Origin of the sequence: Exiguobacterium sp. s157, from assembly GCF_018618205.1 — a bacterium.
GTDB classification, from domain to species: Bacteria; Bacillota; Bacilli; order Exiguobacteriales; family Exiguobacteriaceae; genus Exiguobacterium; species Exiguobacterium chiriqhucha.
On record NZ_JACSLQ010000010.1, the window covers coordinates 1 to 24,595 of the forward strand.

A 24,595-nucleotide genomic window follows, 5' to 3' on the forward strand; every position below is an offset into this window, starting at 1 on the left:
TGCGTGAGCGTCTAACGCCTTAGGGCGAAGTCGCTCATCGCACCGCTGCCTCCCTGACGGCCCGATAACAAGAGCTGCTGGCTCACCGCCGCATCTCTATGTTCCTGGCCCTTTCTGACGGGAGGCACGGAGCGTAAGGGCAACGTCAAAAGCAAAAGCGTGGGCGCGTCTAACGCCACGCGATGTACACCATTCGGCTGAATGGTGTTTTTGTTTGGAAGTCATTCACCGATTTCTGATTAATTTGAAGTGGATTAACGTAACGGATTACTTTAATACAATGTTTATGGTATTATTTAATAAAACCATCATTGTGTTAAAGGGAGTTCTATTATGTATACGATTGACGAAGCATTTGAAATCTTATCAAAGAACAAGCTCACGACCCACAAGGAGACGGTCCGCAACTGGGTACGAAAAGGCGTGATCCAGGCAGAACCGCTCGAGTCGCGTAAAAAAGGCTATCGGATTAGTGAGGAGGCGCTCGAACAGTTCATCAAAGAACGGATGCCTGAAGGATGGGAGCTGTATCCAGAGTCGATGACAGGAGATTCACGAGATGTCGTCAAGAATGAAGAAGAGGCCCCGTATCACGTGGAAGTCGATGTAGAAGCGATTAAAGAGCGAGCCCGCGAGGAGATGTGGTACGAGCTGCTCGGCAAATTCGTCTTCGAGGACTATTTTGTCCTGAAGAAATCAGAGGTCAAGGCTGCCGTCGAGCATAAGCGCTATTCAAAAGAGTTCGAAGCCGAGGTGTGGGAACGTTGCTCGAAGCATACGTGGGGTCACGCGACACCTCGAGTCCCGTACCTGCTCGATTACTTCATGTTCGAAGGAGAGCGGATTCCCTTCAACAAAGATTTCGTGGGAAGAGAGGAACAGATCATCCACGCGTTGATTGAGAAAATTCGGCTTAATAAAGTGAATCGAAAACGTAAATGAACATAAAAAAAGACATTCTCTTAAAAATAGAGAATGTCTTTTTATACAATCATCATTGTTTTAATTTTTGGTTGAAATCATTCCCCGACCATTCCGTCGTTGTCGTTATCACGCATATAGGGGTAGAGCCAATGGTCGCTCATGATCGGCATCGTGAAACCGGCGTCTTTCGCTTCCTGGATCGTCACCTGACCGTTTCCATTCGTATCTACGCTCGAGACATCGCCTGTGGCCTCAGGTGTAGCTGCGGGTTCCGGTTCACTTTCTGTGAGGCCGAGTGCTTCGTTCACTTCATCCGGGTTCACGTTGTCGAAGGAATCGGTGACGACATTTCCTTTGACCGTATAGGTGTATTGGTAGTGTGACGGAATATGAGTTTTCGTATCCGGATAGGTGATGATCGCCTCGAAGTCGGTCGCGCCACCTGCCTTACGGATCACATCCTCCATATAAGCCTGGTCCCCGTAGCGGTTGAGCGTGCTATCCTGTGGTGTGATGTTGTAGGCGTTCGAGACGCCCCCGAGCGAGTCGGCGATGACATGACCCTCGTCGAGATCACTGTGTTCGACGCCTGGGACCTTCGCCTCGTCATGATAGTAACGGCCATCCGAGGTCACATCCTCCGAATCATCATCCTGCAAGATGATCTGATCGGCGATGACACGAATCAATTGACCATGTTCGTTCGTGAACGCCCAATACTCGCGATCTCCATATCCGATATCGACGACGACGTTCGCCTCACGGTACCCGGACAAATCCCCACCATCAACATTGATCAGTTTATAGCCGGAGAATTGATTGTTATCCGAATTTGTGACCGTTTCTTCGGCTGTTGCAGGCTCTTCTGCAGTCGTCTCCGTATTTGAGTCGTCTGTGCTCGTTTCGGTCGTCTCGACGACTTCTTCTGTTTGAGTAGCAGGCTCCTCTGCTTTCTCATTTGTAGAAGGGGTGTTTTCACTGGTACAACCGGCCATCAGCAGGATGGCCAAAGGCAAGGCTAAGTAGGTAAATTTCATTTTGTTCTCCTTATAGCATGTATATATGTAGATGAGTCAATATGATCGATGTTCAATTATATCCTCCGCATGTTTAGGATGCGCCAATCCTTCACGTTTTGTTCGTCCATATGTTGAGTGACGCGTTCGATCATTCCAAATCGTTCGCGCTGACAAAAGTTGTAGGCTTCTTCCGGTAATGGCAGTTCGACCTCAATTGTGACTTTTACTTTTTTTCTTCGTTTGTTGAATCGACCGAGCAAATGATGTTCCAGCTTCGTGATGAACGCGTCGTCGCCAACACCCTCTTCTGACTTCAGTACGCCGGTTATCTCAGTACTGATTCCATCAAGGTGGTGTTTGATTTCAAACGGTGTCGCATCCAAGTACTCGCAAAGGTGATCAAAGCGTAGTATCTCTGTACTGTGATATTGCTGGATCCATTCTTGAAGTCGCATAAGGAGAACCCCTTTTTAGTTCAAGTGTACCTCGTAGGGTTGTAATAAACAGTGACGAAGTCGTGTACAGCGTGTGTAAGGTGCCGCACATGAGACCTGTTCGATTTCATATTCTGTCCTTCCTTAAAAACGGACTTTGTTCCGGATCTTCATCTCTTCCAACTTTGCCTTTTTCACATCAGGATCAGTGGTGAACCTATAGCTGCTTCCCTCATGGATCCAGGTCTCATCAAGAATGATGCCATTCATAATGTGACGATACGGCATTGCGGTGCATAACGTGTATCCCTTCAGATAGTGTGTAGCTTCCTGAATGGAGACACACTCCTTTAATTCTACCCCGTCTTTAAAAATCAGGACCGGTTTATTCGTCTTGTTTATTGCGATTGGTTTTCGTAAATCCATTTCTCTCACTCCTCCTATCAATTACACCTTGCCTATTTATGTATACGGTCAACCACAGGAATAAGAAGCTATTTAACAAATACCGGATTATAATAAAGGTGTGTTGGATAATTTTACAATAATTATAAAGTGGAGTGATAGAAGATGAATAAATTGATCAAGATTGGGATTGCCGTTCTATTTAGTGGAGCGCTATTGGTGTCGCCATACGGGGAAGCATCAGCCGCTGCGAGCATCAAAGTCCATTACATCGATGTCGGGCAAGGGGACGCCATCTACATCAAGATGCCAAGCGGTGAGGACGTCATCATTGACGGTGGGAACAAAGGTAAAGGGGATGCCATCGTCGCCTATCTCAAAAAACAAAAAGTCGACGATATCGAAGTATTGATCTCGACGCATCCGGATGCGGATCATATCGGTGGATTGGACGAAATTTTAGATGCCTACCGTGTCGAGAACGTCTACGCACCAAAAGTGAAACACACAACCCAAGCCTACAAAGACTTCCTTCAAGCCGTGAAACGGGAAGGGAAGACCATCAAAACGGCACAGGCTGGCGTGAAACTGCCGATCAAAGGTGTCAGTGCGAAGTTTGTGGGTCCGGTCAAATCCTACTCGAACAGTGACTTGAACAACTGGAGTGCAGTCCTTCATGTCACGTACAAGAAGAACACGTTCTTGTTCACAGGGGACGCGGAACACGTTTCTGAGAAGGACATGATGGCCAAGAAGCAGACGCTCCGTGCAGATGTCTTGAAGGTGGGGCATCACGGTGCCAAGACGTCGACGAGCAGCACGTTCCTGAATACGGTCAAACCGAAGCATGCCGTCATCAGTGTCGGGAAGAACAACTACGGGCACCCGACGTCCGAAGTGGTGACGAACTTAAAACGCCAAAAAGCGAACACGCTTCGTACAGACAAAAATGGCACGATCATTATCACAGGAAACGGCTCGAGTTACGCCGTGAAGAAATCAAAATGAAGCGACGCAGAGGGATCATCGACCGGTTTGAAGGAGATCTGGCTGTCGTCGAATTCGGAGAAGTGATGGAAGACATTCCAAAGGCACGACTTCCAGACACGGTTCAACCTGGTGACGTGCTTTGGTTTTATGAAGATGGGAAAGTTGAAGTGGACGCCAAGGAACGCAAACGATTATCGAGTGATATCGATGAGTTGATGGATGAGCTTTGGGAAGATTAAAAACGAGTATCAATTATTCATGATTGTATTTTTAAAACTTACAAATCAGTATTTTTTAATAAAGACAAATCGGCAAATAATTTTTATCTAAATATAAAGCTCGATTGACATTGAATAAAAACTGATATAAAGTCAACAGCATAATATTCACTAGGAGGATTGTTAAGAATGATGCACGCCGGGAGATTACGCCACCACACTTTGAACAATGGCTAATTGAATATGTTCAAAGGCTCTGTTTTCATAAAACAGAGTAAATGGGAGTAGTCTGCACATTTTTATCAATCTTTGACGAAGAAACCACACACTTACAAACATAGCAGATTTACAACTCTTTTTGTCGTGTCCTTTTATTTTTGATAATGGACGCTTCTTGGTTGTAGCTCATTTACTCTTGATCACAGACACCATTTTGTCTGTGATTTTTTTATGACTTCATTTAGTTAAGTCTAATTAGAAAAGATTGAAATGAAAAAGTATTAAAAATGCATACATTTCACTTGCTTATCGCACAACATAAAAATTGGAGGAACAAATCATGAACGAATTTAAACGGCTTGCAAAAAATAAAGGATTAGATGTGTTAGAGAATAGCATTGTGGTAAATGAATCGGGTGTTGATTTTCAGGTTGCTTATGCAAAAGATACGCTTGGTAGCAAGTGGATACTAAGAATTCCTCGAAGATTAGATTCGATGAGGAGCGCCTTGAAAGAAAAGAGGGCACTGGAAATTATGGAAGAACATGTGAGTTTTCAAGTTCCAAATTGGTCAATTTTTGATGATGAACTAATTGCGTATAAGCAATTAGATGGTGTTCCGGTTGCAACAATTGATGTAGAGCAACAAGATTACATCTGGAGTTTTGACAAAGAGAATACACCACAATCTTACTATCAGTCATTAGGTAAAGTGTTGGCAGAACTACACACATTACCACATCGACACTTCAAAGAAATCGGTATCAAAACTCTATATGCTAGAGATTTAAACAGTTCAATGAAGATACGGATGGAGAAGGTGAGACAGAAGTATCATGTGAATTCAGAGCTATGGGAGCGTTGGCAAGAATGGTTGGCGAATGATTCGCTATGGCCATCGCATGTAGGTGTAAGCCACGGGGATTTACACCCTGGCCACATACTAATAAATAAGAATTTTGAGGTCTCTGGTTTGATAGATTGGACAGAAATTAGTATTGCGGACACATCTGTGGATTTTCTATCACATCTATTACTGTTTGGTAAGGATGGTTTGACAAAGTTACTCGATGCTTACGACAATGCAGGCGGAAGAACATGGTCAAGAATGGACGAGCATATAATTGAGTTGTTAACAACCAGCGCAATAACTGTAGCTGAATTCGCAGAGATATCTGACCTACAAGATATGCGTGAAACAGCTGCTCATATGCTTGCACAAAATGTATGAGGTAAAAATGGCAGCCTCTGAAATTGAAAAGGGTATGAATTTTTAAATCATCATACCCACGAATGTCACCAGAGTCTTTCGAGGTTAAACAATGAAATTCTTGAAAGGGACTTTTGTTCTTCATCTAACAACACGTCATGCCAGTGATTTTCAAGCGATTTCAGGACCGGTCTCTCCAAACGATTGGTTTTTTCAAGATGGTGTAAAGGATGTACGGCACTTTCCGGGATGAAGTGACCACTGACCAATGGTTGATTCGGTAATGCGATTGTATAAGCCACAAGCTGATCTTCACTGAAGTCATGATTATTGGCGATGCCGAACTGCTGAAACCCGAGACCCCTACCATGAATATACATGAGCGGCTCATCGACGCGATCCACCTTCAGGTTCGTCTCGAGGGCCGCTTTTGCGTTCAGATAGGGCTCTACTTCCTCGGGGAACACATTTTGTACGGCATGCATCTGTTCATAGAGATTGAGATCAGTATTTTTCCACCCCATGCGGTGATTCATCTGGTTGATATACTCGAGTGGACTCTGTTCCTTTTCTTGCTCCAAAGTATTCACCATCTCGAGATGAGACTCGAGATGGTCGAGGAAAGTGGCGGATGTCTGATGGACCTCCTGCAACAATTGTTCCTTGTCGAGGAGTTCCTTGTCTTTCGTCCAGCCGGCCAAGTAAGACAGTGAAAAGTCGTCTGTCGGGAATCCGAGTTGATGTGAGACGACATAGGCGACCATCTCGGCCTGGAACTCCTTCTCGGGTGCCGTGAGCGGTTGATCGCGTTCAAAATCCCGCTCCTGGTTGTGTAGCTCTGCATGAGCGAGCTCGTGGATCAGGACGCTGATATCCTCGATCGATGTGTTCCGCGGGTTCAAGGCGATCGCATGTAGTTCCGGATAGTAACAGCCCTTCGCCGTCCCGATCTCGTCGAGGGGTTCCTCCAATAGTGTCACATTCCGGGCATCCGCGAGCGTCGTCAAGGCGTCACGGATGTCTTGTTCGTTCTCGAGCCCGCCGTCCCGGTGATACCGTTTGAAGATGTCCGAGACCTCGATTCCTTTTTCACGCGCATCGGTCTGCGTGTACTCGAACACGTGACCAATCTTGAAGTACATCATCTTGCGTGACGGAATGCGTCCTTGTTTCACACCGTCTTTGACTGGCTTCGGTGCCTTGCTGAGCGGTACCCATTCGTCCTTATGCAGGGCGTACGTCACCGGGTTCGGGACGAACACTTTGATGCCACGCTCACCTTTTTGGACCTGCGCGCCTTGCTTCTCCCAGAACGGATAAGAACCGACCGCGACCGCGCCAGGGAACTGTGACTCGATTAAGACCGCGTTCCGCATCGAGTATTGATGGAACTTGCCGAGGAACTGGAGATGCTCCCGGATTTTCTCCGGACTCTCAAAGTAGCTGTCGATCTGTTTTCCCATCTGTTCGGTCAAGGCCTCGAGCTCGGCCTTTCGTTCTTCGTTCGTCTTGATGTTGGCCATCGTGTCAGACTCCTTCCTTCAACAAGTCGGTGTCAGATTCATCACTATCCGCAAATTCGTCCAGTTCACGCTCGAGTTGTGGCGACGTTTCCGGTATGTCGAGTAACAGCTGTGTCCGCTCGAAATTGACGGGAAGCAAGACGATCTCGTCTTGCGCGACGGCGGTCAAAAGTTGGTGCTCGGAAACGGACACCGGCATGTCGTATCGCTTTCCATAGATGAGGACCGTGACGGTATCCGATTGAAGCGTCAACAGTTGTCCCATCGTGAAGGGACGGTCAAGTGGTCGCATAAGATTCATCCTCTCTCGAAAGTTAATGTGTCCTTCTTCTGTTTTTGGTGTTCGATGCGTTCCTGGACGGTACGTTCCGCCGTCTCGAGAAACGTCGGTTTGAACTGGTCCGTCGTCATGATGTCCTCGATGCCCTCGGTCTGCATCAGCGCCTGCAGAAGCTCTGTCAGGATCTGCCCGTGGCGATCGGAACGGTTCGCGGCGAGTCGGATCCGCTCGAGTTCCGTCGACACCTGCTTGTTCATTAACTCCTCGATATGACTTGTAACCTGCGTGCTGATCGAGCGGGTGAGGAACTGCATGTCCCACTTCTCGTGGGCCAGTTGTCTATGCTCGTCTGCGATATGGTCGATGACCTGACCGAGGTGGCCGAAGCGTTTGTCGTCGGCGAACTCTTCCAAATACGCGACCGTCTCCGGCTTCAATCGAAGACGGATCTGTCTCAACTCTTCCATCGTCCTCCCTCACTTTCCATATTCGATGTCTCGTTCCAACTGTTCGAAAGCACGTTGATTCTTCAAGTGTTCGAACTCGTCGTTCATATGCCGCTCGATCCGGTAGAGTGATTCGTTGAATATTTTTTGTTGGTTGAATGCGCGTCGGACCGGATGTTTTGGGGCTCCTTTTTTCTCCAATATCACCTGTTCTTTTGACAAGTCGCGCATCTCTGAGAGGATGGCATTCCCCATCCGGGTGTAGAGGTCCTGTCGTTTCGTCGTCCGGTAATGCTCGGCTTTCTCCGTGTCGCCGTAGCTGCGACGATGGAACGCTACCTCCTGCTCGAGTCGCGCGTTGAAGGCTTGAAACTCTGATTTGAAGTGAATGTCGATATAACTGTCGGTCAGACGATTGAGCGATTCACGGAGCGGTTGCATCCCGTTCATGTTGTAGCGCCATTGACGTTTGTCTTCCGGCAACCGCTCATAGATGTCCTTGAACTGACGGACGAGCTCCGGATGCAGGACACGGTTCGGGAGCGTTTGGATCTTCCGGTTCCGTTTATGGGCGATCAGTTCGTCTCTTATGAACGCGTTCAGTTTCTCCTGTTCTTTCGTCCGGTCGGCGAGGGAATGGATGACCTTCGACTTCATCAGCTCGATTGATTTCGGTTTGCGTTTGCCGCGCTCGCGTATATGGCTCGTCTCGACGATGGCGACATGTACGTGAATGTTGTCGGTGTTGTAATGCACGGCACCGGTCCAGTAGGCGTGGACCATCTTTTCTTTTTGGAGCATTGCCTCGACCGCGTTCCGCGTCGCCTGGATTAATCGTTTCTCGTCGATGAGGTCGTCGTGGAGAACGCCAGTCTCGCGTAGCCAGGCGTTGTCGAACGAGATGACGTCCTGCCAGAGGATGCTCCCGTTCGCTTGCGCGTGCTTGAAAATGTCGCGGACGGTGCGACGTTTCTCGTCGTTCAATCGATTGTCCTCACGCGTGAACAGGCCGCTCGACTTCGTCTCGTCTTCCATGTAATCGTGGTACGTCTCGAACTGTTCTCGGCTATCTTTTGCGTCGGGACGATTGATGTAGTCGAGGTACGTCGTGTAACGACGCGACTTTTTTTTCGTGCCCGGTACCTTGAACTTCGACTTGATGACGACACCGGGTGTCTCACGCATCCTGCATCACCTCGTTCAACAAACGGGTCACTTCGGCGAGCTCGTCCGCACTCCGTTTCAGGTGGAGCGTGTTCGCCTCGAGCTGTCGTTCCAGTCGCTCGACCTGCGTCGATTGGATACCGTTCGCGCACCAGGAGGCGAGCAGTTCTTTCAAGTATTGTTGCCGGGAGCGATTGTGTTCCTTCGCCCATTCATCGATCTGCTTCACGATGACGGGGTCGATGTCGCGGAGTAACAGATCCATTTGCCTGACCACCTTTCTGGAGGCTGTATATTGCCAATGTCCTAAAAGTTCGTTCAAAGAGCATAAGGGAAAACTGCTATCACTTGTCGTGATAGCCCAGGCAGAGCCTGGGGTTTCCGTGATATCACCAAAAGTCCGAAAGTGGCACGAAATGTTCCAGTAAAACCAGCGATTTGGCACGAAATGTGCCACTTAAATCGATAGTTCCCGGAGCCGGACGCGCAATTTGTCGTGCTTTTCTTCGAGCGCTACGACCGACTGTTCGAGCTTTTCAAGTTCTAGTGTGAGCTCGTCACGCTTCCGGCCGAGGTCGAAAATCTCGTTCTCCTGTTCGACCTGTTCGTCGAGCGAGAGGTAGGGAAGTTCGTCTTCGAGTTCCTCTTTGTCACGGTCGAGTCGCTCGATCTGTTGCCGCTGCGCTTCGACCGACTGCTGCGCCATGTCCAACTGTTTCTCGGTCTCCGCGAGCTCATCCTCGACGAATAGTCTCGTGAAAGTTGTCTCGTCAGATGAATCGTGGCTCGCATGTTCGATGGTCCGACGGTCGGCGTAGAGTGACGTCAAAAGACTGTTCTCCCGTTCCTCAGGTGTGAGTTCATCGATTGATTGTGACTCGTCCACCCCATAGATTCGGAGGGCGAGTTGGTCGAAGTCTCTCGGCACGTCCTTCAATTCGAGCACGTATTGGTCGTTCCGTTCGTAGAGTAAATCAACTTCCTTCTCGGAATCCGGACGTGCCTTGTAGACATAGCGGAAGAGATGATCATTCGTGTTACCTGGTACTTCATCGAGCGAGAGTCGGACGCGCATCGTCCGATTTTCCGTGTCATAACTCCAGGCATGGAGCGTCACGATTTCCCCGTTCGAGAGCCGGATTAGCTCGTTGATCGGCGTTTCATTGACCGGTGATTCTTCGGCGAAGAAGAACGACGAGGTACCGAAGAAGAGGAAGCCGATGACAAAGAATACGCCGAGTCCGAGGTAGAAACGGGAGACGTTCTGGGTGAGGCGTCGTCGCGTTTGTCGCCGCATCTAGATTCCTCCTTTTGGTGTCAGGTCTTCCATCTCGGTGACAATCAAACGTCCGTCGATGGACTCGAACATCAGGGCCAACAGTTCTTGCGTCGTCTCTTCATAACCCGTCTCGGTGATCAACAGATGCTGTTCGAACCGTACGAGGCAATCTTCTCCGGAGACAGAAGGGAACACCTCAATGTCGCGGACGGTCGTCTCGAACGTGCCGACGTCGCTCCCATCAGCGGCGAAGAGTGTGGCCGCGAGTTCCTCCGACATGACGTCCTTCGACTGTCGTTTCTGGGTCGTGTAACTGTCCTTCGTGATGGTGAAGGCGTACTCGACGAAGCGCGTCGCGCGTGTCGTCAGCTCCTCCATTCGTTCCGTCTCCTTCGAAGCGACGACTTGTTCGGTGTCCGCTGACGACTCTTCAGAGGTTGCCGATTCAAGGGAAGTGACGCTCTCATTTTTCGTCTGATTCGTGTCTGAAGTACTCGTGACAGCCGTCACTTGTTGATAGAAAAAGGCGTTCGCCGCGAGTGAAATGAGAAGCAGTACCCCGAACAGGTACGCAAGGTGACGTGCGGTGAAGTTCATTCTTCTTCCTCCTTTCCATACATCCAGGATTCAAAATCCGAAGACCGGGACGGGGTCGATATGACCGGACCATTCGCTCGTCTTGATCTCGAAATGCAGATGGTTCCCGCTCGATCGGCCTGTCGTGCCGCAGTACCCGAGCGCCTGCCCAGCGTCGATCTGTTGTCCCGTCTGGACGCCGAGACGACTCAGGTGCGCGTACGCCGTGATGTAGTTGCCGTGTCGGATTTGGACGAGATTGCCGTACGGTCCGCGGTTCCCGCTATAGATGACGGTGCCGCTCTTGACCGCGTGGATCGTGTCGGACGGGGTGCAACTGAAATCGATCCCGGTGTGGTTGTCCCGTTGTCCGAAGACGACGCGCCACCCGAAACGCGATGTCACGTTGAGCGGGATGGCGAGCGGGGAACGTAACCCCGACATCAGTTCTTTCGTGATGACCCCGTCGGCGACGGCGACCGGCGCGAGGTATTTCAACACCGCGTCGACGTATTCGATGTCCCCATAACAGGCACCGTGCTGGACCGCGCTCGGACGATGACAGCGGTAGGTGCCGGTGTGTTTCACGCGTTGGTACATCATTTGGGAGAACGAGATGGCGAGCTCTTTCGAGTACCGTCCTCCGTTCTCCTGGACATACTCGATAAAGCCGCCGCCGAAGTTGTAACTCTGTAGCGTGAGCTGCACGTCACGGTTCGCCCGTTCGAAGACGGAGGCGAAATGTTCGACGCCGTAGACGATGCTCTCCTCGGGGGAGGTGATGCATCCGATGCGTCCACACTTCGATTCGCTCGCCTGCATCGGGTCGTTCCCGCGTCCGCCGCTCTCCTGCATCATGAGCGCGAGTACGAGGTTCGTCTGTTCGGTCAGTCCGTGCTTCGACAGTTCCGATTCGACCAAGCCCCGATATTTGAGCACCTGGTCGCTTACCTGTAGACCTCCTGCGGTATTGAACGGGACGTCGGTCGGTTGTTCGTTCTGGACACCCGTGAGCGTGTCGATGATTCCGACGATGAGGATGACCAGGAACAAGACGAGTGCCGCGATGCCGAGCAGGATGAGTCGCCACTTGAGTGTCGCGAGCTGCCATTTCGCTGTGACGGCGAAGCGGGCCGTCCGTTTCGCGGTCGCCCACATCAGGCACCTCCACCGAACAGCGCGAGTTCCTCGGGCGCGACGTCGACGTCAAAGATGAGGTTCTGCACGCCCGAGATGCTGAGGACGACGCGTCCCGTCTCGAGCGAGGGGATGATGCGCATCTCGGAATTTGAGAGTTGGCCATCAAACACCGTCTGGATGATTGGGATGCTCTCCGCGTCCTGTTCGCCGATGATCTTGTATTGCGTAAGCTGGAAGAGCGACTTGACGTTCTCCGCGTTCTCGGACTTCGATCCGGCCGGCACGAAGTCGGTGATCAGATGCGACACGAAGAAGATGCCGCCGAAATACTTGCGCGCCTCGCGCATGCAGCGTTGCAGATACAGGATGGCCGGTTGCGCGATGTCACGCGTGTTGATCAAGTGGTGCGCCTCATCGATGACGATGAGGTACTTGCACGCTTCTTCGGTCCGGAGCACGCCCTGGTTATAGGCTTTCAGTTGACTCGAGCCGTTGGCGATCATCCCGTCCCACAGCATATTCATCAGTGAGAACACCTGCGCCTGGAACACCTCGTCCTTGAGGCTCGTCAGGTTTCGGAGCGGGAACGAGACGATGAGCTCCTCGTCGAACCGGTCGATCGAGGAGTGTCCGTCGAAGATGTTGCCGTAGTTATGGACGAGGTTCGTGACGGCGAGCTCGATGTTCTCGAGGCGGCGCACCCGGTTCGGACTGATGGCATCCTTAATCGACGTGCGCGTGTCATCCGTGTAGAGCTCGCGACGCACGAGAGTTAAGAAGTCCGAGAACGTCGGGTACCGGTTCGCCGGATGCGTCGTGATCGGCAGTTCGCCCTGTTCGTCCCAGAGTCCGTGCCGAACGTACAAGTCCCGGAGCAGGATCTCGAACTCGTTCGTTTCTTCCTGTGTCGCCGCCGGGTTGATGTAGTGATAGAACACGGCCATCTTCGACAGATGCTGCATGAACGAGAGTGCATCGTTGGCACTGCCGTCGTTATTCGTCACCGTCTTATAGACATGGAGCGGATTGATGAGCCCGGCCGACCCGTCGAGCGCGATTTCTTTCCCGCCGAGCTGCCGCACCAGGTCGGAGAACTCGCCCGTGACGTCGAGGATGCGGATCTTGTTTCCCTTGATCGCCTGGTCGAGCACCGTCTTCTTGAGAAGTGTCGATTTCCCGGATCCCATCTTGCCGATCATGAGCGCGTTGTAGAACTTGCGTTGCTTGTCCTTGTGGAACAGGTCAAAGATGACGCTACCGTTCGTGTCAGTCGTCCCGTAATACGTGCCGGTCGCGTCCTGGAGCGACGTGAAGTGGAACGGATAGCCGCCGGCGATGGAGAGGGACGGGATCTCTTTCCCACGGCGCCGGTTCGGGAGCTTTTGTTGTTGATCATAGCTCGTGAACAGGCTCTGCCATTCCCATTCCTGTTCGTTCAGGAAGATCGTCGAACGGAAGTTTCGGGCCTCGAGCTCTTCCATCACTTCCTGCACCTTCACCTCGAGCGCGTCGAGCGTCTTCGCCTTTACATAGAGGCGGAGGTGCAGATATTTCATCGTCTCGCCCTGGGTGATCTGTTCGTAGAGCTCGTTCAGCTCCTTATACGTCTCCCGGGCGTCGATGCGGTCGATGTTGTCCTTCGCGTTCTCAAAGCGTGTGTTCTGTTCGGCCATCGATTTGTTGATGGTCTGGATGATTTCACGCTTGTCGGCCGTCCCGATGTCGAGCGTCGTCAAAACGCCCGGCATGTTCAGAATCGGTTCGAGCCAGTAGTCATAGACGAGCGACTGATATTTGTAGACATGGAGGCAAGACAGATAGCCGTCCCCGAGCCGGACGAAGTTGGCGTCGAACTTAATGCCGCCCTGTGGTTGGATCTTGGCGATGACGTCGGGATTGTAACCTTTCTCGATCTTGACGGTCTCCGGGTCCGATTGTTTGGATAACTTGTCACGCAGGCGCTGCCACATGCGCGTCACTCCTTTCTTCAGGCGTCGAGTTGCGGTTTCGTGTTCGGGTTGTTCAGCTGATAGAGCACATGGACTTTCTGGTCGAGCGTCAGCTCGCGCATCGGGTTCGAGCGGCGGAGCAGTTTATAGAGGTGTGTCTTCCGTTCGCGTAGCGTCCGCTCGTCGTCGGCATAAAAAAAGAGGAGATAATCGCGATTGGTGCGATGCTCCTCGAGGTATTCGAGCTCCTGCTTTTTCTTCAACAAGAAGGGCAGGTAGGCCGGTGTCTGATTTTGTCGAATCTGTCGTTCGATGCTGATCTTTTGCCGATCGAGACTGAGCGGCGTGTTCAGTGGTACGACCTTGAGCGGGTGCGTGTATGCCTGCAAAAGATAAGCGAGCGAGAACACGTCATGGTCTTTTTCCTCCTCATTCAGTGAATAGATGTCTTTCGAGGTGAGCTGGACCATGTCGAGATAGGTCCCGTCCCGCATCTCGAACATTTCAGTGCCGGTGATGTCGACGACCGGCATCAGTTCGGCGACCGTTGGTTTGACGACGACCTTGTCTTTGAGCTTCCGTTTCTCGACCACGTCCTGTTCGTCGAGCCAGGTGCCTGTGCGTCTCGGTTCCCTTAGCGTGTCTTCAATGAAAGCCATCTCACTCACGTCCTTTCGTCTGCGCATCGAGCGCGAGATAGGTGTCTTTGCGTTTGACGAGCGCGTAGTAGAGCGCATGGACCATCCGCTTCTGCGGGTTCGTGGCCGGCCGGAGTACCATGAACAGCCCGAAGATGATGAGGAAGACCGTGAACGGGATGTGTAGCACGGACGGGATGAACTGGAGCGTCACGAGCCGGAGCACGATGAGCCCGACGAGGAACAGGAAGTCATGCAAATAGAGCATCTTGTTGATCTTGAGCTCGGTCGTGACCTCGTTCGGGATCCGGTATTTGCGCATGGGTCATCACTCCTTTTTCTTCATGTTGTCAGGTTTCGGTGGCGAGGTCGGATAGATCCGTCGCGACTCTTCCTGGTGCCGGCTATGATGGTGCGTCTGATTCTCACGCACCTGTTCGATGACCTCGGTCTCGACGTCGAGCGCGGTCTCCTGATGGATGGTCCGGCGGGCGCGTCCTTGGCGTTTCTCTGTTGCCGAATCATTCGAATTCGTCGCAGATGACGAAGACGAGGATGAGTTGCTTGAATGTGATGCTTCATGAGGTATCGCTGACGTCGCATCGTTTCTGGCTACCAAATCGCTTTGACCGGACGCATTATCAATCGTACGAGTGACCGGTTCGATAGTCGATGAAGCATGACTCGGAGAATGCCTAGAGCTCGACTGATCGTGAATCGACTCCGGACTTTGCGTCTTCGATGACGTTGGTTGATGGTCATTTCCACGTTCAGTATTTGATTCAGGGTTCATCGCATGAATCAATTCGGGAGACGTTCGGCCCGACGCTTCGTTGACATGTGGAGAGCCATTTGCTTCCAACTCGGATTCTTGACCCTTGTTTGGTTGCGAACCATTTGTGGGTTTGTCCGAATCGATTTTTGTGCGATTGGCAGTTTGACTGACTTGACTAATCCCGTCTGAATCAATTTGTTTCTCGTTATCCGCACGCTGTGAAGCTTGGGCTACCACACTAAGCGGTGAGGCGTTATGCGGCATGGTGTTTGAATCCATCCGTGTAGTAGCGGCCTCATGGAGCGATGGCATCTTGGGTGCGCCTTGTGTGGCACGCGCGACCTTCGAGACGGCGTGGGCACCTGCCGAAGTCACGCCTTTCCCGGCGGCATAGGCGCCGAGGGCGACACCCCAGCCCCGTTTGAGCCCCGCATCAATCCCGAATAGCCGCTCGACCATGTTCGGCCCGTCAATCAATGCGACCGAGAAGGCGATGAGGGCAATCAGATAGGCGAAACCGTCCAATGACTCTGCGAGATAGGCGGTCCCGATCGTGTACAGTTTGATGGAGACGAAGATCAGGATGATCACAAGGAACGTGTTCAAAATGCTCTGGATGACCTTCTTCGTCTTTTGGCCACTGTGCAGGTCGGCCGGTGCGACGAGAATTGCCAGGACATAGTTGAAGGCAAGCTCGAACGAGAGACGCGCCAGTTTATAAGCAATGGAAAACAACGTGAAGCCCATGATCCCGAGCGTCACGAAGATGGTCAACCAGTTCGGCTGATAGCGGTAATAATACTGGTTGTTCCACTCGACGCCACTTTGATCTAGTTTGCCGAGACTTGTCTCTCTTCCATTCCATAGAATATAAGACTCAGCCAACTTGTTTCCGGTTGCCGATAAGTCGTAGTTGTTCTTGTCGAAAATCTCGTTGATCCGGATGTTATCAATTAACTCAGTCGGAATGGCATTTAATGATTCGCCTGTAGCAGCATTAAAGTTCTTCGAATCGTGCTCAATCAAATCATGTACATTTCGTTTTAAGATACTCTCAGATAATGAGGCTTCTCCGTCGTAAAGTGAATCTGTTCCGATTTCTGCGATTGCTTCATCAGAGAACTCCTGAATTCGGCTCATAGTTGGTGAAAGTAAACCTAAGATCAATAGTGTGATGAACAGGTTGATCAAAAAACTCTCACGCTCAAATTTCTTTTGGAAAATCAACAAGTATCCAGTAAACAAGAAGCTTCCTGCTAAAAGAACATACAAAAAAGGTTGAATCGTAAGAACGAATTCAACCACTTGTTCATTATTGAAGAATGTATTGGTTAATAGGATTTGATCCGTGATTGATTCAAGGCCGTCAATCAAGACTGACAGTCCTCTGACCAGAATCCATCCCATTGAGCGCAGTGCGTCATTGACCATACTACTTATTTGGAGTACATCTTCGTATTCCTGTAATTTGGTGATTAAATCGGAATCAGCCATTGAAAGACCCCCAATCTACTGAGTCCTAGTAAAGAAGTCCGCTAACTGTTGTTCGTAATTGTCCGCTGTTAACATTCCAACATTGATTTCATCTGTGACGTTTCCACCTTGAATAGAGTATAGAACGGCACCTTTTAGTTCGTCAGTGTATTCAAAGTTACCACGATCGACAAGTGTCTCGCCATCTGGCTGAAACGTATTATAGAGCGTGACTTGTTGGCTTTCTTCGTTCGCTACCTCTTTTACGAATTCAACGAACTCTTCGAATTCACCATCTTCTTCTTTTACAATCAGCAAATAATCATCCACTTCGGCTGTCATGACCTTCTCAACGTGTTCAATATCACGTTGAACCAAAGCCTCATTGGCATTTGAGCAAGCTCCAAGTAAAAACAAGCTGATTCCTAAAGTACCCACAAGTAGTTTCCTCATAACGTTTACCCCTCCGTCAGACGATTTTCCCCTTTAGTAGATCCGCAATCTTCAGGTTGACGCGGAAGTCGAACTTATCTATTAGTGTAACAGTTTTTGGGGTGTCTGAGGTGTCGTCCTGATAGACGGTCAGAAAGCCGTCGGTCGTCTGGATGTTGAGCACGTCGCCCCGTTCGAGGCGGACGCGCTGCGTCTCGATAATCCTCGCGATGACACGCAATTCGTTCTGGATTCGCTTCTCTCTCGCACTCTCGGCCATGGGTTTGGCCTCCTCTCTACGGTGTGCCTTGCTTCAGTTTCTCAAGTCGTTTCGCGATCATCGTGCTCAAAAAGCTCTTCTGGCTGTCGGTGACGTCGTAAACTCCTAGGTTCAGGTTCGTCTCGAACTCGGGGAGGGAGATCCCGCCGACTTCATGTCCTTCGAACATCGAGCGGAGGATGCTGTCCTGCAACACATCACGTACCGTCAAAGACTTGTCTTCCTGATTCGATGGCGCGTTGGTATCCACCTCGTCTTCTTTCTTCGCGAAACGGACGCGGATCTGTTCGAAGTCGAGACTGGCGTGGTGGCAGGGGATGTCGATGTCATGCAGGGAGCGGTCCGTGTCGAAGTCGTCCGCCAGGTATTCGTAACGATATTTCATCGCCGTCTTGCCACTCAGGAAGATCGGATACGACTGGATACGTCGTTTCTTCGTGTCCTGACGCTTGATGACACGGATGATGAGCATCTCGCCCTCTTTGAGTCCCATGACCTCGGTCGCTGTCATGAGCCGACGGCCGTCCACGTTCTCCGTCTTCGATTTCTTGAGCGAGAGCGTCTGCCCGGACCGCGATTTCGTGACGATGGTCGCCTCACCGAGCTTCTTCGAGATCAGTTCGGCGGTCGACTCGTCCGCGGTCAACAGATAGTGCGTGTTCCCACAGTTGCCGTCAATCGTCTTCCAATCCTCTCCGTATAGGTTCTCGAGTTGGGAATAGGCCTGGATGACGAGGTTGAAGCGCATGTTCCGACCGAGGCAGACCGTGATGATGTTGGCCATACCCTCGATCGGCGGCATGTTGCCGAACTCATCGAGTAAGAAGACGACCTGACGTTCGCATTTACCCTGTTTTGTCTGCGAGGCGACCCGGGCGAGCGCCGTGTAAACCTGTTTGATGTAGAGCGACGCGATTACGTTGAAGGTCGGGTCATAGTCCGGGACGATGAGAAACACCGCCACGGGACGCATATGGTACATCACTTCGCGGATCTGTATCATCCCACCTATTGCGTAACGGAACCGTCCACTCTCCTCGTCATGCGCTTCCAGCTTGATCGTCGAAGTGCTTGAATCGATTGTGATCTGAACGACGTCTCCAGTTTGAAGCCTCGACGTGTGATATACGATGAAGCTGCCGTCGTCGTCCGTCGTGAGCGCATGGGTCGTCCCGTCGGGGAATCTGACCGTGAGCCGTGTCAAAGGCTCACTCCGTCCGCTGATCCAGCGGTTGAATCCGATGCGTCGCATGTCGAGCGAGTTCATCGACGTCAGCTTCCCGGTCCCGTTCAACGTGAAGATGCCGAGCTTCGCATTCGTATTGGCCAAGATACTTGCTCGTGTCTGGCCACCGGAGAAGTGGAGCGTCGCGAACTGAAGCCGGGCCGGGTGGTTCTCCGGGAAGCGCTGAAAGAACTCGTCCAGTGCGGAGATTTCCTGTCCTTGTCGCGTCACCACCGTCCGTGATCCTAAATCCGAGAGCATGAGCGCGACGTTGTACATGTTGATCTTCTCCGGTGTGTCCTTCGCCTCCTCACAGAGGCCGAGGATGAGCGCCGTACATAGGTCAATCGACGAGTTGGCCCAGAACGGGTCCCGTGCCTTCGGGTCATGGTACAACATGAAGGCGACCGAACGTGCATACTGCTGGGCGAGCGAGTAGTTCTCTTCTAAAAACGCGTCAATTGTCAGCTGTAACAGGTTGTACGACATCGATTGGAGCGGGTTCATCAGGTTTAACACCTCGACCTGATAGCCGCGTTGTTCGAGCGTCTCCTTCGAAGCGGCGAAAAGCTCACCTTTCGGGTCGTTGATGATCAGGCTGGCCTGGTCACTTGCCCGGCTGTACAGATCGATCGTCGAGAAGACGAACGTCTCGCCTTTGCCGGATCGGGTCGTCCCGATGACGAGGTTGTTGACGGGCGAGTCATCGATGAACAGCTCGTTCTTGACCCGTCCGACGGGGACACCGCCCAATCCGTCATACCGTTTCTTCCGGTCGGGGACGCGACGGTACTGTTGCTTCAATTCATCGAATGAGGTGAAGCGGGCGCTCCCTTTCTGATTTTCTCGCAGATCCCGGAAGTTCAGCCATACCTTGCCGAACACGACCAGTCCGATGAACAGACTGAACGCCATCAGTCCGACCAAGACGATCGAAGAAGGAAGACGCACCTCCAAGAACAAGGTGGGTGAGAGCGTCGGAATCGTCGCCCCGGCCAACAGCCCGTCTTGTAATATCGGGGTCATGATTTGTCGAATGATGTTGTAGCCCCCGTTCAGCAGATAAAAAATCCCGACCGGAAGCACCATTAGGCAGAACAGGACGAGGAAGATCAGACGTATCGGGAATCGTGGTGACAGAGACTGAGTTCTCAATTATTTCACCTACCTTAATCTGAATAAAGAATCGTTTCTAGGTTAACTTCTTCAGCAGCGATAGCGGCTTGAATCTTCTCACGGGCCGAGGTGTCCTTGCTAGAAGTATTCTTAAGTTTTTCGTTCAGTCCGTCGATGGTGGACGTGATATCTTGATAGTTGTCGACTTTTTCTTGTACGGCAGAGTCGTTCGTTTTGGACGCCCATTCCTTCGCGGACTCAATATCTCCTAGATAGAGATAGGCGGTCACTTTCGCCGAGATGCGGAGCGCGGTCCACTCCACGTCTTTCGTATTGGCCACGGTCTCATGGTTCCGTTCCAGTACTGCGATATCGAACGCGCCCTCATCGGTGGGATGTGACGCTTGGAAGTCCTGGAGCCGTTCCAATCTCTCCTTATCGGATAGTTCGAGTCCGGCTAACTTCGTTTCGATCAGGATGGGGTCATCCGTGAGCTCGAGCGCTTTCTGGTCTTCTCGTTCTGCGAGATAGAGGTCGACCAATAGGGAATCCTCTTCCTCGGACCGGTCTTTTCGTTCCAGTAAATCGATTAGTGAGGATTCCTGACCTTGGAGCGCCTGGTCGTAAGCATCTAGCCACACCTGTTCGCCCCCGGTTACCTGCTCAGCGTGCGCCTCTTTATCGATGAACCATTGGGTGGCAGTGAACAACGATGTGAAGAGAATTCCAGCCGTGGCCGCCCCGTAGATGAGGCGGCGTTGCAGGCGGGTCAGCCGTGACTGATAGGTCGACGAGACAGTTGTGATTGGTTTAACGGACTGGCGCTTATAGTCGTCCGGTGTCTCGGCCTCGATCTCGTCGAGGAGCCACATCTTCTTCGCGTTATCCTCTTTCTTCGTCCGAATTCGTTGCACGCGGTCCTTCACTTGATGGTACAGGTTCGGATAGGTGCCTTCAGTTCCGAACGTGAACGTCCCCCGATACAGCAGTTCGTCTTTCTGGTCGAACAGCCGGAAGTCACCGGAACAGCTCGTCCCTTCCTCGCTACGCGCCTGGTGCAGGTCATGGGTTGCGATGACCGCCTCGGCGAAGGTGAGCCGTTCATAGTTCTGGATCCGTGTGTCCGGCACGTCGGTGAATCGTACAAACAGCATCTCGTTCCTCCTCTCGTTTCAAGCAACAAAAAAAGCCTTCCGATTGGAACGCCGTGTGCGTGTGCATTAGAATTTGATGTTCTGGTCGACCATCTCGGCGAGCGTGAACGCGCCCATGACGATGATCAGACCGACGGCGCCCCCGACGAGCCAGCCGACAGCCTTCGAGCGGCCCCGGTCCCCGCCGAAGATGAAGTAGAAGCCCCCGATGGCGAAGGCGATGGCCGCGGCGATGACGGCGAGTCCTTGGAAGAACTGAAGCAAGCTGAGCCCTGTCTCATTGAGTCCCATGTCGTTCCCTCCTTAGTCCTGATGCGCCGGCGACTTGAAGCTGAGCTTCGCCTCGAGCGCCTCCATGATGAGTTCCTGGTTGTCCTGGATGACTTGTTGATGCTGTTCGTCGAGCCACTCCTCATAGTCCTTCCCACGGATGCGTAAGAGTTTCTCGGCGAAGCTACGGTTCTGTTTCTGTTCTTTTGATGCCACAGTACACACTTCCTTCCCTTGATCTCTTGATGTGCAGCAGCACATCATTAAGGACAGTCGGATTCGGTGCGGTGGGTTTCTAGCCGTTCCCCCACGAACTCCGCTCCTCATGAATCTAAGGAGCTGTACAGGGTTTTTCGATGACCCGGAACGATGTGGTGACCTTGTGGCGAGTTTTAGGCGACTCTCGCCGAACCATCTGTGCGTAGATCCCGCCCACCCGGTCACTGGTGAGGGACACGCCGGTATGTGATTGGAGGAGACCATCCTTAAGGATGTGCTGCTGCGTCGATGTCGATTACTGTCGGACTCTCTTTCGTTTCTGGACGTGGATGAGCTCGTCATCCGGGTTCTTGCGCTTGGCGAGGACGTGGGCGTCATAGACGACCGTTCGGATTCGATAGTAGAGTTGCGTCAGCTGGACCGCCTCGCCGCTCGCCTTTTCAATCCCGATGAAGCCGTGCAGTTCATAGGTCTTCCCATCGAACGTGCGGACCGAATCGGCCTGCGGCAGTTCCTTGAGGTCGAAACGGCGGCGCTCGAGCTTGGTGACGGAACGCTTCGCTCCGTATCCGAAGTCGATGGCGTCCCATGGGACCGTCGCGAGCGTATGTCCGAACGCGCGGGCCAGATGATCGATGTCTGCGATCGACGGCACCGAACGGTTCTGTTCATATTGGCTGATGGCGGGCTGTGAGATTTCTCCGAGTGTCTTCTCTGATAGTTCGACCTGTGACCAGCCCGAGAGCCGGCGGTTCTCCTTCAACCACTCCCCGAATCGATACATAAGCCTTCCCCTTTCTGTAAACCAGAGCGGCGACCAAACAGATGTTTCCTTTTGTTGGTTCCAATATAGCAGGATTAAGTTTAAAAATCATCAGTTTTCTGATATGTCAGAAATTTTACAATTGACGATTCTTGTCGAATCCGCTCTACATGAAGGTTTATGGGCAACAGAAACTCAATATTATTTGAGTTGTCGCACAACTGTAAAAAAATAACGCTTTGAGTATAGAAAATAATGACAAGTATTTTGATTTCAAGAGATTGTGGTAGGGTAGAGGAGTAGAAGGGTTCGTAAAGAATAAGGAGATAAGAGAGTACTTAGATCGTGGGGTGAGTAAATGGAGTTGAATGAGGCAATTGTCGAGCGCATGAAGGAGCTCGCGGCTGAACATAATATGACGATCCATCAAATCATCCAAAAAGGTGGATTGAATCAGGCAACGATTTCTGAACTGATGAATGGACGAACAAAGCATCCTAAAGTGAGTACAATACAGAAATTTTGTGATGGATTAGACATATCTCTCAACACTTTTTTTAATAGTGATCGCTTTTTATAAATTATGTCTACAAGGAGATTGGAATATCTATGAAAGCTAATGAGCTCTTAAATGTCTTAAAAGAATTAAACACGGATATTACGTACAATAGAGTATTCATAACAGGGCCTTGGGGGATAGGAAAAAGTAAATACATTCAAGATTTCGTAGACATTCATCCTGAAGTGTCATATCTCTCTTTATTTGGAAAGAAAAACATTCAAGAAATTACTGAAGAATTATATTTAGGCATTTTAAAACACGATAAATACGGAGAAGCAAAAACGTTATCTCGAAAAATCAGAAAGTCTTTATCAAGTCTCAATATTGGACCTACAGGTGTACCTGTATCAATAGCAGTACCTTTGATTGGTGATGTTTATGAGGCTCTAAGTAAGAAACTAGAATTAGATAAGAATTTTTTTATTATTTTTGACGATCTTGAAAGAAAACACGATAATTTGGATTTAAAAGAAGTTTTCGGATTGATAGACAGGTTGTCTAAATTCAAAAATGTAAAAATCATTTTAGTAGCAGATGAAGAAAATTTTTTAGATCAAGATAATGATACATTCCAAAAATTTCATGAGAAATCTATAGATAAAATTTATAAAATTACAGCATATGCAACAGATGCTCCTCAAGCAATCTTTCAGCCACCTATATGGGAAGCCATAGGTGAAATCGAAGAAATTAAAAATATTAAGAATTTAAGAATACTCATAAAAATAAAAAATTTTATAGAAGATGTTAACAATCAAATTAGTAAGTTAGATCTTTCACTGAACGAAAACTTCTCTTTCCATGATTTATATCGCATTTGTGCAGGAATCATAATATTTGTTGTGGACTTAAACAAGTCAATGCCAAGAATTAAAGAAAACAGCAATTTAAACCCAGTTCTTATGAATTCGTATGATGACACTCAAGATGGTCATGTCAATTACATTGGCAATCAAATATTAAACCGTTCTTTTGAAAATGCTTTATTTCAAAATTTAATTAAACCCTTATTAGTTTTCTACGAAACTGGTGAATGGGATGACAATTTAACAGAGTCGACTAGGTCTATAATCAATTACAAAGAAAAGCCGGTTAATTTCTTTTCCTCAGAAGCTGAACTTCGTGAAGTGATAGAAAACAGTAAAATTAATCTTACAAATTTTGATTCAACTAAAGACCTTCATCAGTTAATTACAGAAATAAGCATAGCGATTGAATGGTCAGTAATTTTGGCGGAAGATTACGGGTTTACTAACGAAGAAATTATGATTTTCATTTCGCCGTATCTGACCGAAAGAGTAAAGGTTGAAACACCATTGAGAGAATCTAAGATTGATCATATGTCTATAGGAGTATCGAATTCAAAAAGTCAGGAGCTAATTCGTTTAATAAATAATGAAATTGAAGCAATTTATGCAGACTTAATATTTAAGAGTTTAGAGGAATGTATTGATTCAAAAAATTATCAATGGAACCTATTTGATTGTCTCATTCAAGTTTTTCATAGTTCTAAAAACAGAGAGCACTATCGAGAAGTAGTTATTGAAAGTGAATACTTCTTTCCTATTCCTGATGCTAAAATTTCCGAAGCTCATTGGACCTGGTGCCATAAGGTTAAACACACCATGAACTCGTTAAACTTAGGTGAAAATTTTAGTGATTACTTGAATGAATTAATTACTATTGAGCAAAGTCCACTTACTCGTCATCGACTAAAAATTTTACTTGGAAATTCATGAATAATAGAATGCTGATTAACTTGTAATTAATTAGCATTCTTACGAATTACTAACTTGTGATAATATAAGATTATCACAAGTTACTAGAACTAAATTTTATTCGAGACATTTAAAGTAATACATTTATATGTAATTAATTAAGCTAATTACATAAGTATTTATAATAAAAATAC

General features: G+C 49.7%; 28 protein-coding genes. 6 read left to right on the forward strand and 22 right to left on the reverse strand.

What is annotated here, in order from left to right:
- Window positions 1-333 precede the first annotated feature (333 nt).
- Window positions 334-942, forward strand: coding sequence for a helix-turn-helix domain-containing protein (locus KNP67_RS13880; RefSeq protein WP_214756839.1), 609 nt, complete (start codon window positions 334-336; stop codon window positions 940-942).
- A gap of 77 nt (window positions 943-1,019) precedes the next feature.
- Here KNP67_RS13880 and KNP67_RS13885 read toward each other — a convergent pair whose 3' ends face one another.
- The 3 genes from KNP67_RS13885 to KNP67_RS13895 form a co-directional block, all read right to left on the reverse strand.
- Complete coding sequence (locus KNP67_RS13885; protein ID WP_214756841.1) at window positions 1,020-1,961, reverse strand: DNA/RNA non-specific endonuclease; 942 nt, start codon at window positions 1,959-1,961, stop codon at window positions 1,020-1,022.
- A gap of 56 nt (window positions 1,962-2,017) precedes the next feature.
- Window positions 2,018-2,398 carry a hypothetical protein gene (locus KNP67_RS13890; RefSeq protein ID WP_214756843.1) on the reverse strand — a complete coding sequence of 127 codons (381 nt, stop codon included), beginning with the start codon at window positions 2,396-2,398 and terminating at the stop codon, window positions 2,018-2,020.
- Between the two features lie 123 nt (window positions 2,399-2,521).
- A complete protein-coding gene (locus KNP67_RS13895) occupies window positions 2,522-2,803 on the reverse strand; it encodes a hypothetical protein (protein WP_214686260.1) in 282 nt (93 codons plus the stop codon).
- 144 nt (window positions 2,804-2,947) lie between these two features.
- Between KNP67_RS13895 and KNP67_RS13900 the strand changes: the two genes are divergently transcribed.
- The 3 genes from KNP67_RS13900 to mphN all read left to right on the forward strand — a co-directional run bounded on the left by KNP67_RS13900 (window position 2,948) and on the right by mphN (window position 5,440).
- A complete protein-coding gene (locus KNP67_RS13900) occupies window positions 2,948-3,790 on the forward strand; it encodes a ComEC/Rec2 family competence protein (protein ID WP_214756844.1) in 843 nt (280 codons plus the stop codon).
- On the forward strand, window positions 3,787-4,011 hold the full coding sequence (locus KNP67_RS13905) for a DUF3006 domain-containing protein (RefSeq protein WP_214756845.1): 225 nt from the start codon (window positions 3,787-3,789) through the stop codon (window positions 4,009-4,011). Before KNP67_RS13900 ends, KNP67_RS13905 begins: the two co-directional genes overlap by 4 nt.
- Window positions 4,012-4,549: 538 nt before the next feature.
- A complete protein-coding gene (mphN, locus tag KNP67_RS13910) occupies window positions 4,550-5,440 on the forward strand; it encodes a macrolide 2'-phosphotransferase MphN (RefSeq protein ID WP_214756846.1) in 891 nt (296 codons plus the stop codon).
- A 65-nt stretch (window positions 5,441-5,505) separates the two neighbouring features.
- Here the strand turns inward: mphN and KNP67_RS13915 are convergent, their stop codons facing one another.
- From KNP67_RS13915 to KNP67_RS14005, 19 genes are all read right to left on the reverse strand, one after another.
- Entirely contained in the window at window positions 5,506-6,942 is a 1,437-nt protein-coding gene (locus KNP67_RS13915) for an ImmA/IrrE family metallo-endopeptidase (RefSeq protein ID WP_214756847.1), read from the reverse strand.
- A 4-nt stretch (window positions 6,943-6,946) separates the two neighbouring features.
- The gene (locus KNP67_RS13920; RefSeq protein ID WP_214756848.1) at window positions 6,947-7,234 is read right to left on the reverse strand and encodes a hypothetical protein; all 288 of its coding nucleotides are present in this window, start codon (window positions 7,232-7,234) and stop codon (window positions 6,947-6,949) included.
- A 5-nt stretch (window positions 7,235-7,239) separates the two neighbouring features.
- Entirely contained in the window at window positions 7,240-7,689 is a 450-nt protein-coding gene (locus KNP67_RS13925) for a hypothetical protein (protein WP_214756849.1), read from the reverse strand.
- A 9-nt stretch (window positions 7,690-7,698) separates the two neighbouring features.
- Window positions 7,699-8,853: a MobP2 family relaxase gene (gene mobP2, locus KNP67_RS13930; RefSeq protein ID WP_214756851.1), complete on the reverse strand. Its 1,155-nt coding sequence runs from the start codon at window positions 8,851-8,853 to the stop codon at window positions 7,699-7,701.
- Window positions 8,846-9,097 carry a hypothetical protein gene (locus tag KNP67_RS13935; RefSeq protein WP_029596487.1) on the reverse strand — a complete coding sequence of 84 codons (252 nt, stop codon included), beginning with the start codon at window positions 9,095-9,097 and terminating at the stop codon, window positions 8,846-8,848. Before KNP67_RS13935 ends, mobP2 begins: the two co-directional genes overlap by 8 nt.
- 192 nt (window positions 9,098-9,289) lie before the next feature.
- A complete protein-coding gene (locus KNP67_RS13940) occupies window positions 9,290-10,129 on the reverse strand; it encodes a hypothetical protein (protein WP_214756852.1) in 840 nt (279 codons plus the stop codon).
- Window positions 10,130-10,708 (reverse strand): hypothetical protein, encoded by a 579-nt coding sequence (locus KNP67_RS13945; protein ID WP_214756853.1) that lies wholly within the window; start codon window positions 10,706-10,708, stop codon window positions 10,130-10,132.
- 30 nt (window positions 10,709-10,738) lie between these two features.
- The gene (locus tag KNP67_RS13950; protein ID WP_214756854.1) at window positions 10,739-11,845 is read right to left on the reverse strand and encodes a lysozyme family protein; all 1,107 of its coding nucleotides are present in this window, start codon (window positions 11,843-11,845) and stop codon (window positions 10,739-10,741) included.
- Window positions 11,845-13,797, reverse strand: a complete 1,953-nt coding sequence (locus KNP67_RS13955; protein ID WP_214756855.1) for a VirB4 family type IV secretion system protein — start codon at window positions 13,795-13,797, stop codon at window positions 11,845-11,847. The genes KNP67_RS13950 and KNP67_RS13955 overlap by 1 nt, the downstream gene beginning before the upstream one ends.
- Before the next feature lie 17 nt (window positions 13,798-13,814).
- Window positions 13,815-14,435: a hypothetical protein gene (locus KNP67_RS13960; protein WP_214756856.1), complete on the reverse strand. Its 621-nt coding sequence runs from the start codon at window positions 14,433-14,435 to the stop codon at window positions 13,815-13,817.
- A gap of 1 nt (window position 14,436) precedes the next feature.
- On the reverse strand, window positions 14,437-14,736 hold the full coding sequence (locus KNP67_RS13965; RefSeq protein ID WP_214756857.1) for a DUF5592 family protein: 300 nt from the start codon (window positions 14,734-14,736) through the stop codon (window positions 14,437-14,439).
- A gap of 6 nt (window positions 14,737-14,742) precedes the next feature.
- Complete coding sequence (locus tag KNP67_RS13970; RefSeq protein ID WP_353048282.1) at window positions 14,743-16,683, reverse strand: pLS20_p028 family conjugation system transmembrane protein; 1,941 nt, start codon at window positions 16,681-16,683, stop codon at window positions 14,743-14,745.
- A gap of 15 nt (window positions 16,684-16,698) precedes the next feature.
- Complete coding sequence (locus KNP67_RS13975; RefSeq protein WP_214756859.1) at window positions 16,699-17,115, reverse strand: hypothetical protein; 417 nt, start codon at window positions 17,113-17,115, stop codon at window positions 16,699-16,701.
- A gap of 16 nt (window positions 17,116-17,131) precedes the next feature.
- Window positions 17,132-17,374, reverse strand: a complete 243-nt coding sequence (locus KNP67_RS13980; protein ID WP_214756860.1) for a hypothetical protein — start codon at window positions 17,372-17,374, stop codon at window positions 17,132-17,134.
- Between the two features lie 16 nt (window positions 17,375-17,390).
- Complete coding sequence (locus tag KNP67_RS13985) at window positions 17,391-19,754, reverse strand: VirD4-like conjugal transfer protein, CD1115 family (protein WP_214756861.1); 2,364 nt, start codon at window positions 19,752-19,754, stop codon at window positions 17,391-17,393.
- 14 nt (window positions 19,755-19,768) lie between these two features.
- Window positions 19,769-20,869 carry a hypothetical protein gene (locus tag KNP67_RS13990; protein ID WP_214756862.1) on the reverse strand — a complete coding sequence of 367 codons (1,101 nt, stop codon included), beginning with the start codon at window positions 20,867-20,869 and terminating at the stop codon, window positions 19,769-19,771.
- 66 nt (window positions 20,870-20,935) lie between these two features.
- A complete protein-coding gene (locus tag KNP67_RS13995; protein ID WP_012390467.1) occupies window positions 20,936-21,160 on the reverse strand; it encodes a hypothetical protein in 225 nt (74 codons plus the stop codon).
- Between the two features lie 12 nt (window positions 21,161-21,172).
- Window positions 21,173-21,355 carry a hypothetical protein gene (locus KNP67_RS14000; protein ID WP_051627825.1) on the reverse strand — a complete coding sequence of 61 codons (183 nt, stop codon included), beginning with the start codon at window positions 21,353-21,355 and terminating at the stop codon, window positions 21,173-21,175.
- 298 nt (window positions 21,356-21,653) lie between these two features.
- Window positions 21,654-22,142, reverse strand: coding sequence for a helix-turn-helix domain-containing protein (locus tag KNP67_RS14005; RefSeq protein ID WP_214756863.1), 489 nt, complete (start codon window positions 22,140-22,142; stop codon window positions 21,654-21,656).
- Window positions 22,143-22,509: 367 nt separating this feature from the next.
- On the opposite strand from KNP67_RS14005, the gene KNP67_RS15600 reads away from it, so the two are divergent.
- Complete coding sequence (locus KNP67_RS15600; RefSeq protein WP_353048286.1) at window positions 22,510-22,701, forward strand: helix-turn-helix domain-containing protein; 192 nt, start codon at window positions 22,510-22,512, stop codon at window positions 22,699-22,701.
- A 29-nt stretch (window positions 22,702-22,730) separates the two neighbouring features.
- Entirely contained in the window at window positions 22,731-24,422 is a 1,692-nt protein-coding gene (locus KNP67_RS14015; RefSeq protein WP_214756866.1) for a KAP family NTPase, read from the forward strand.
- Window positions 24,423-24,595 lie beyond the last annotated feature (173 nt).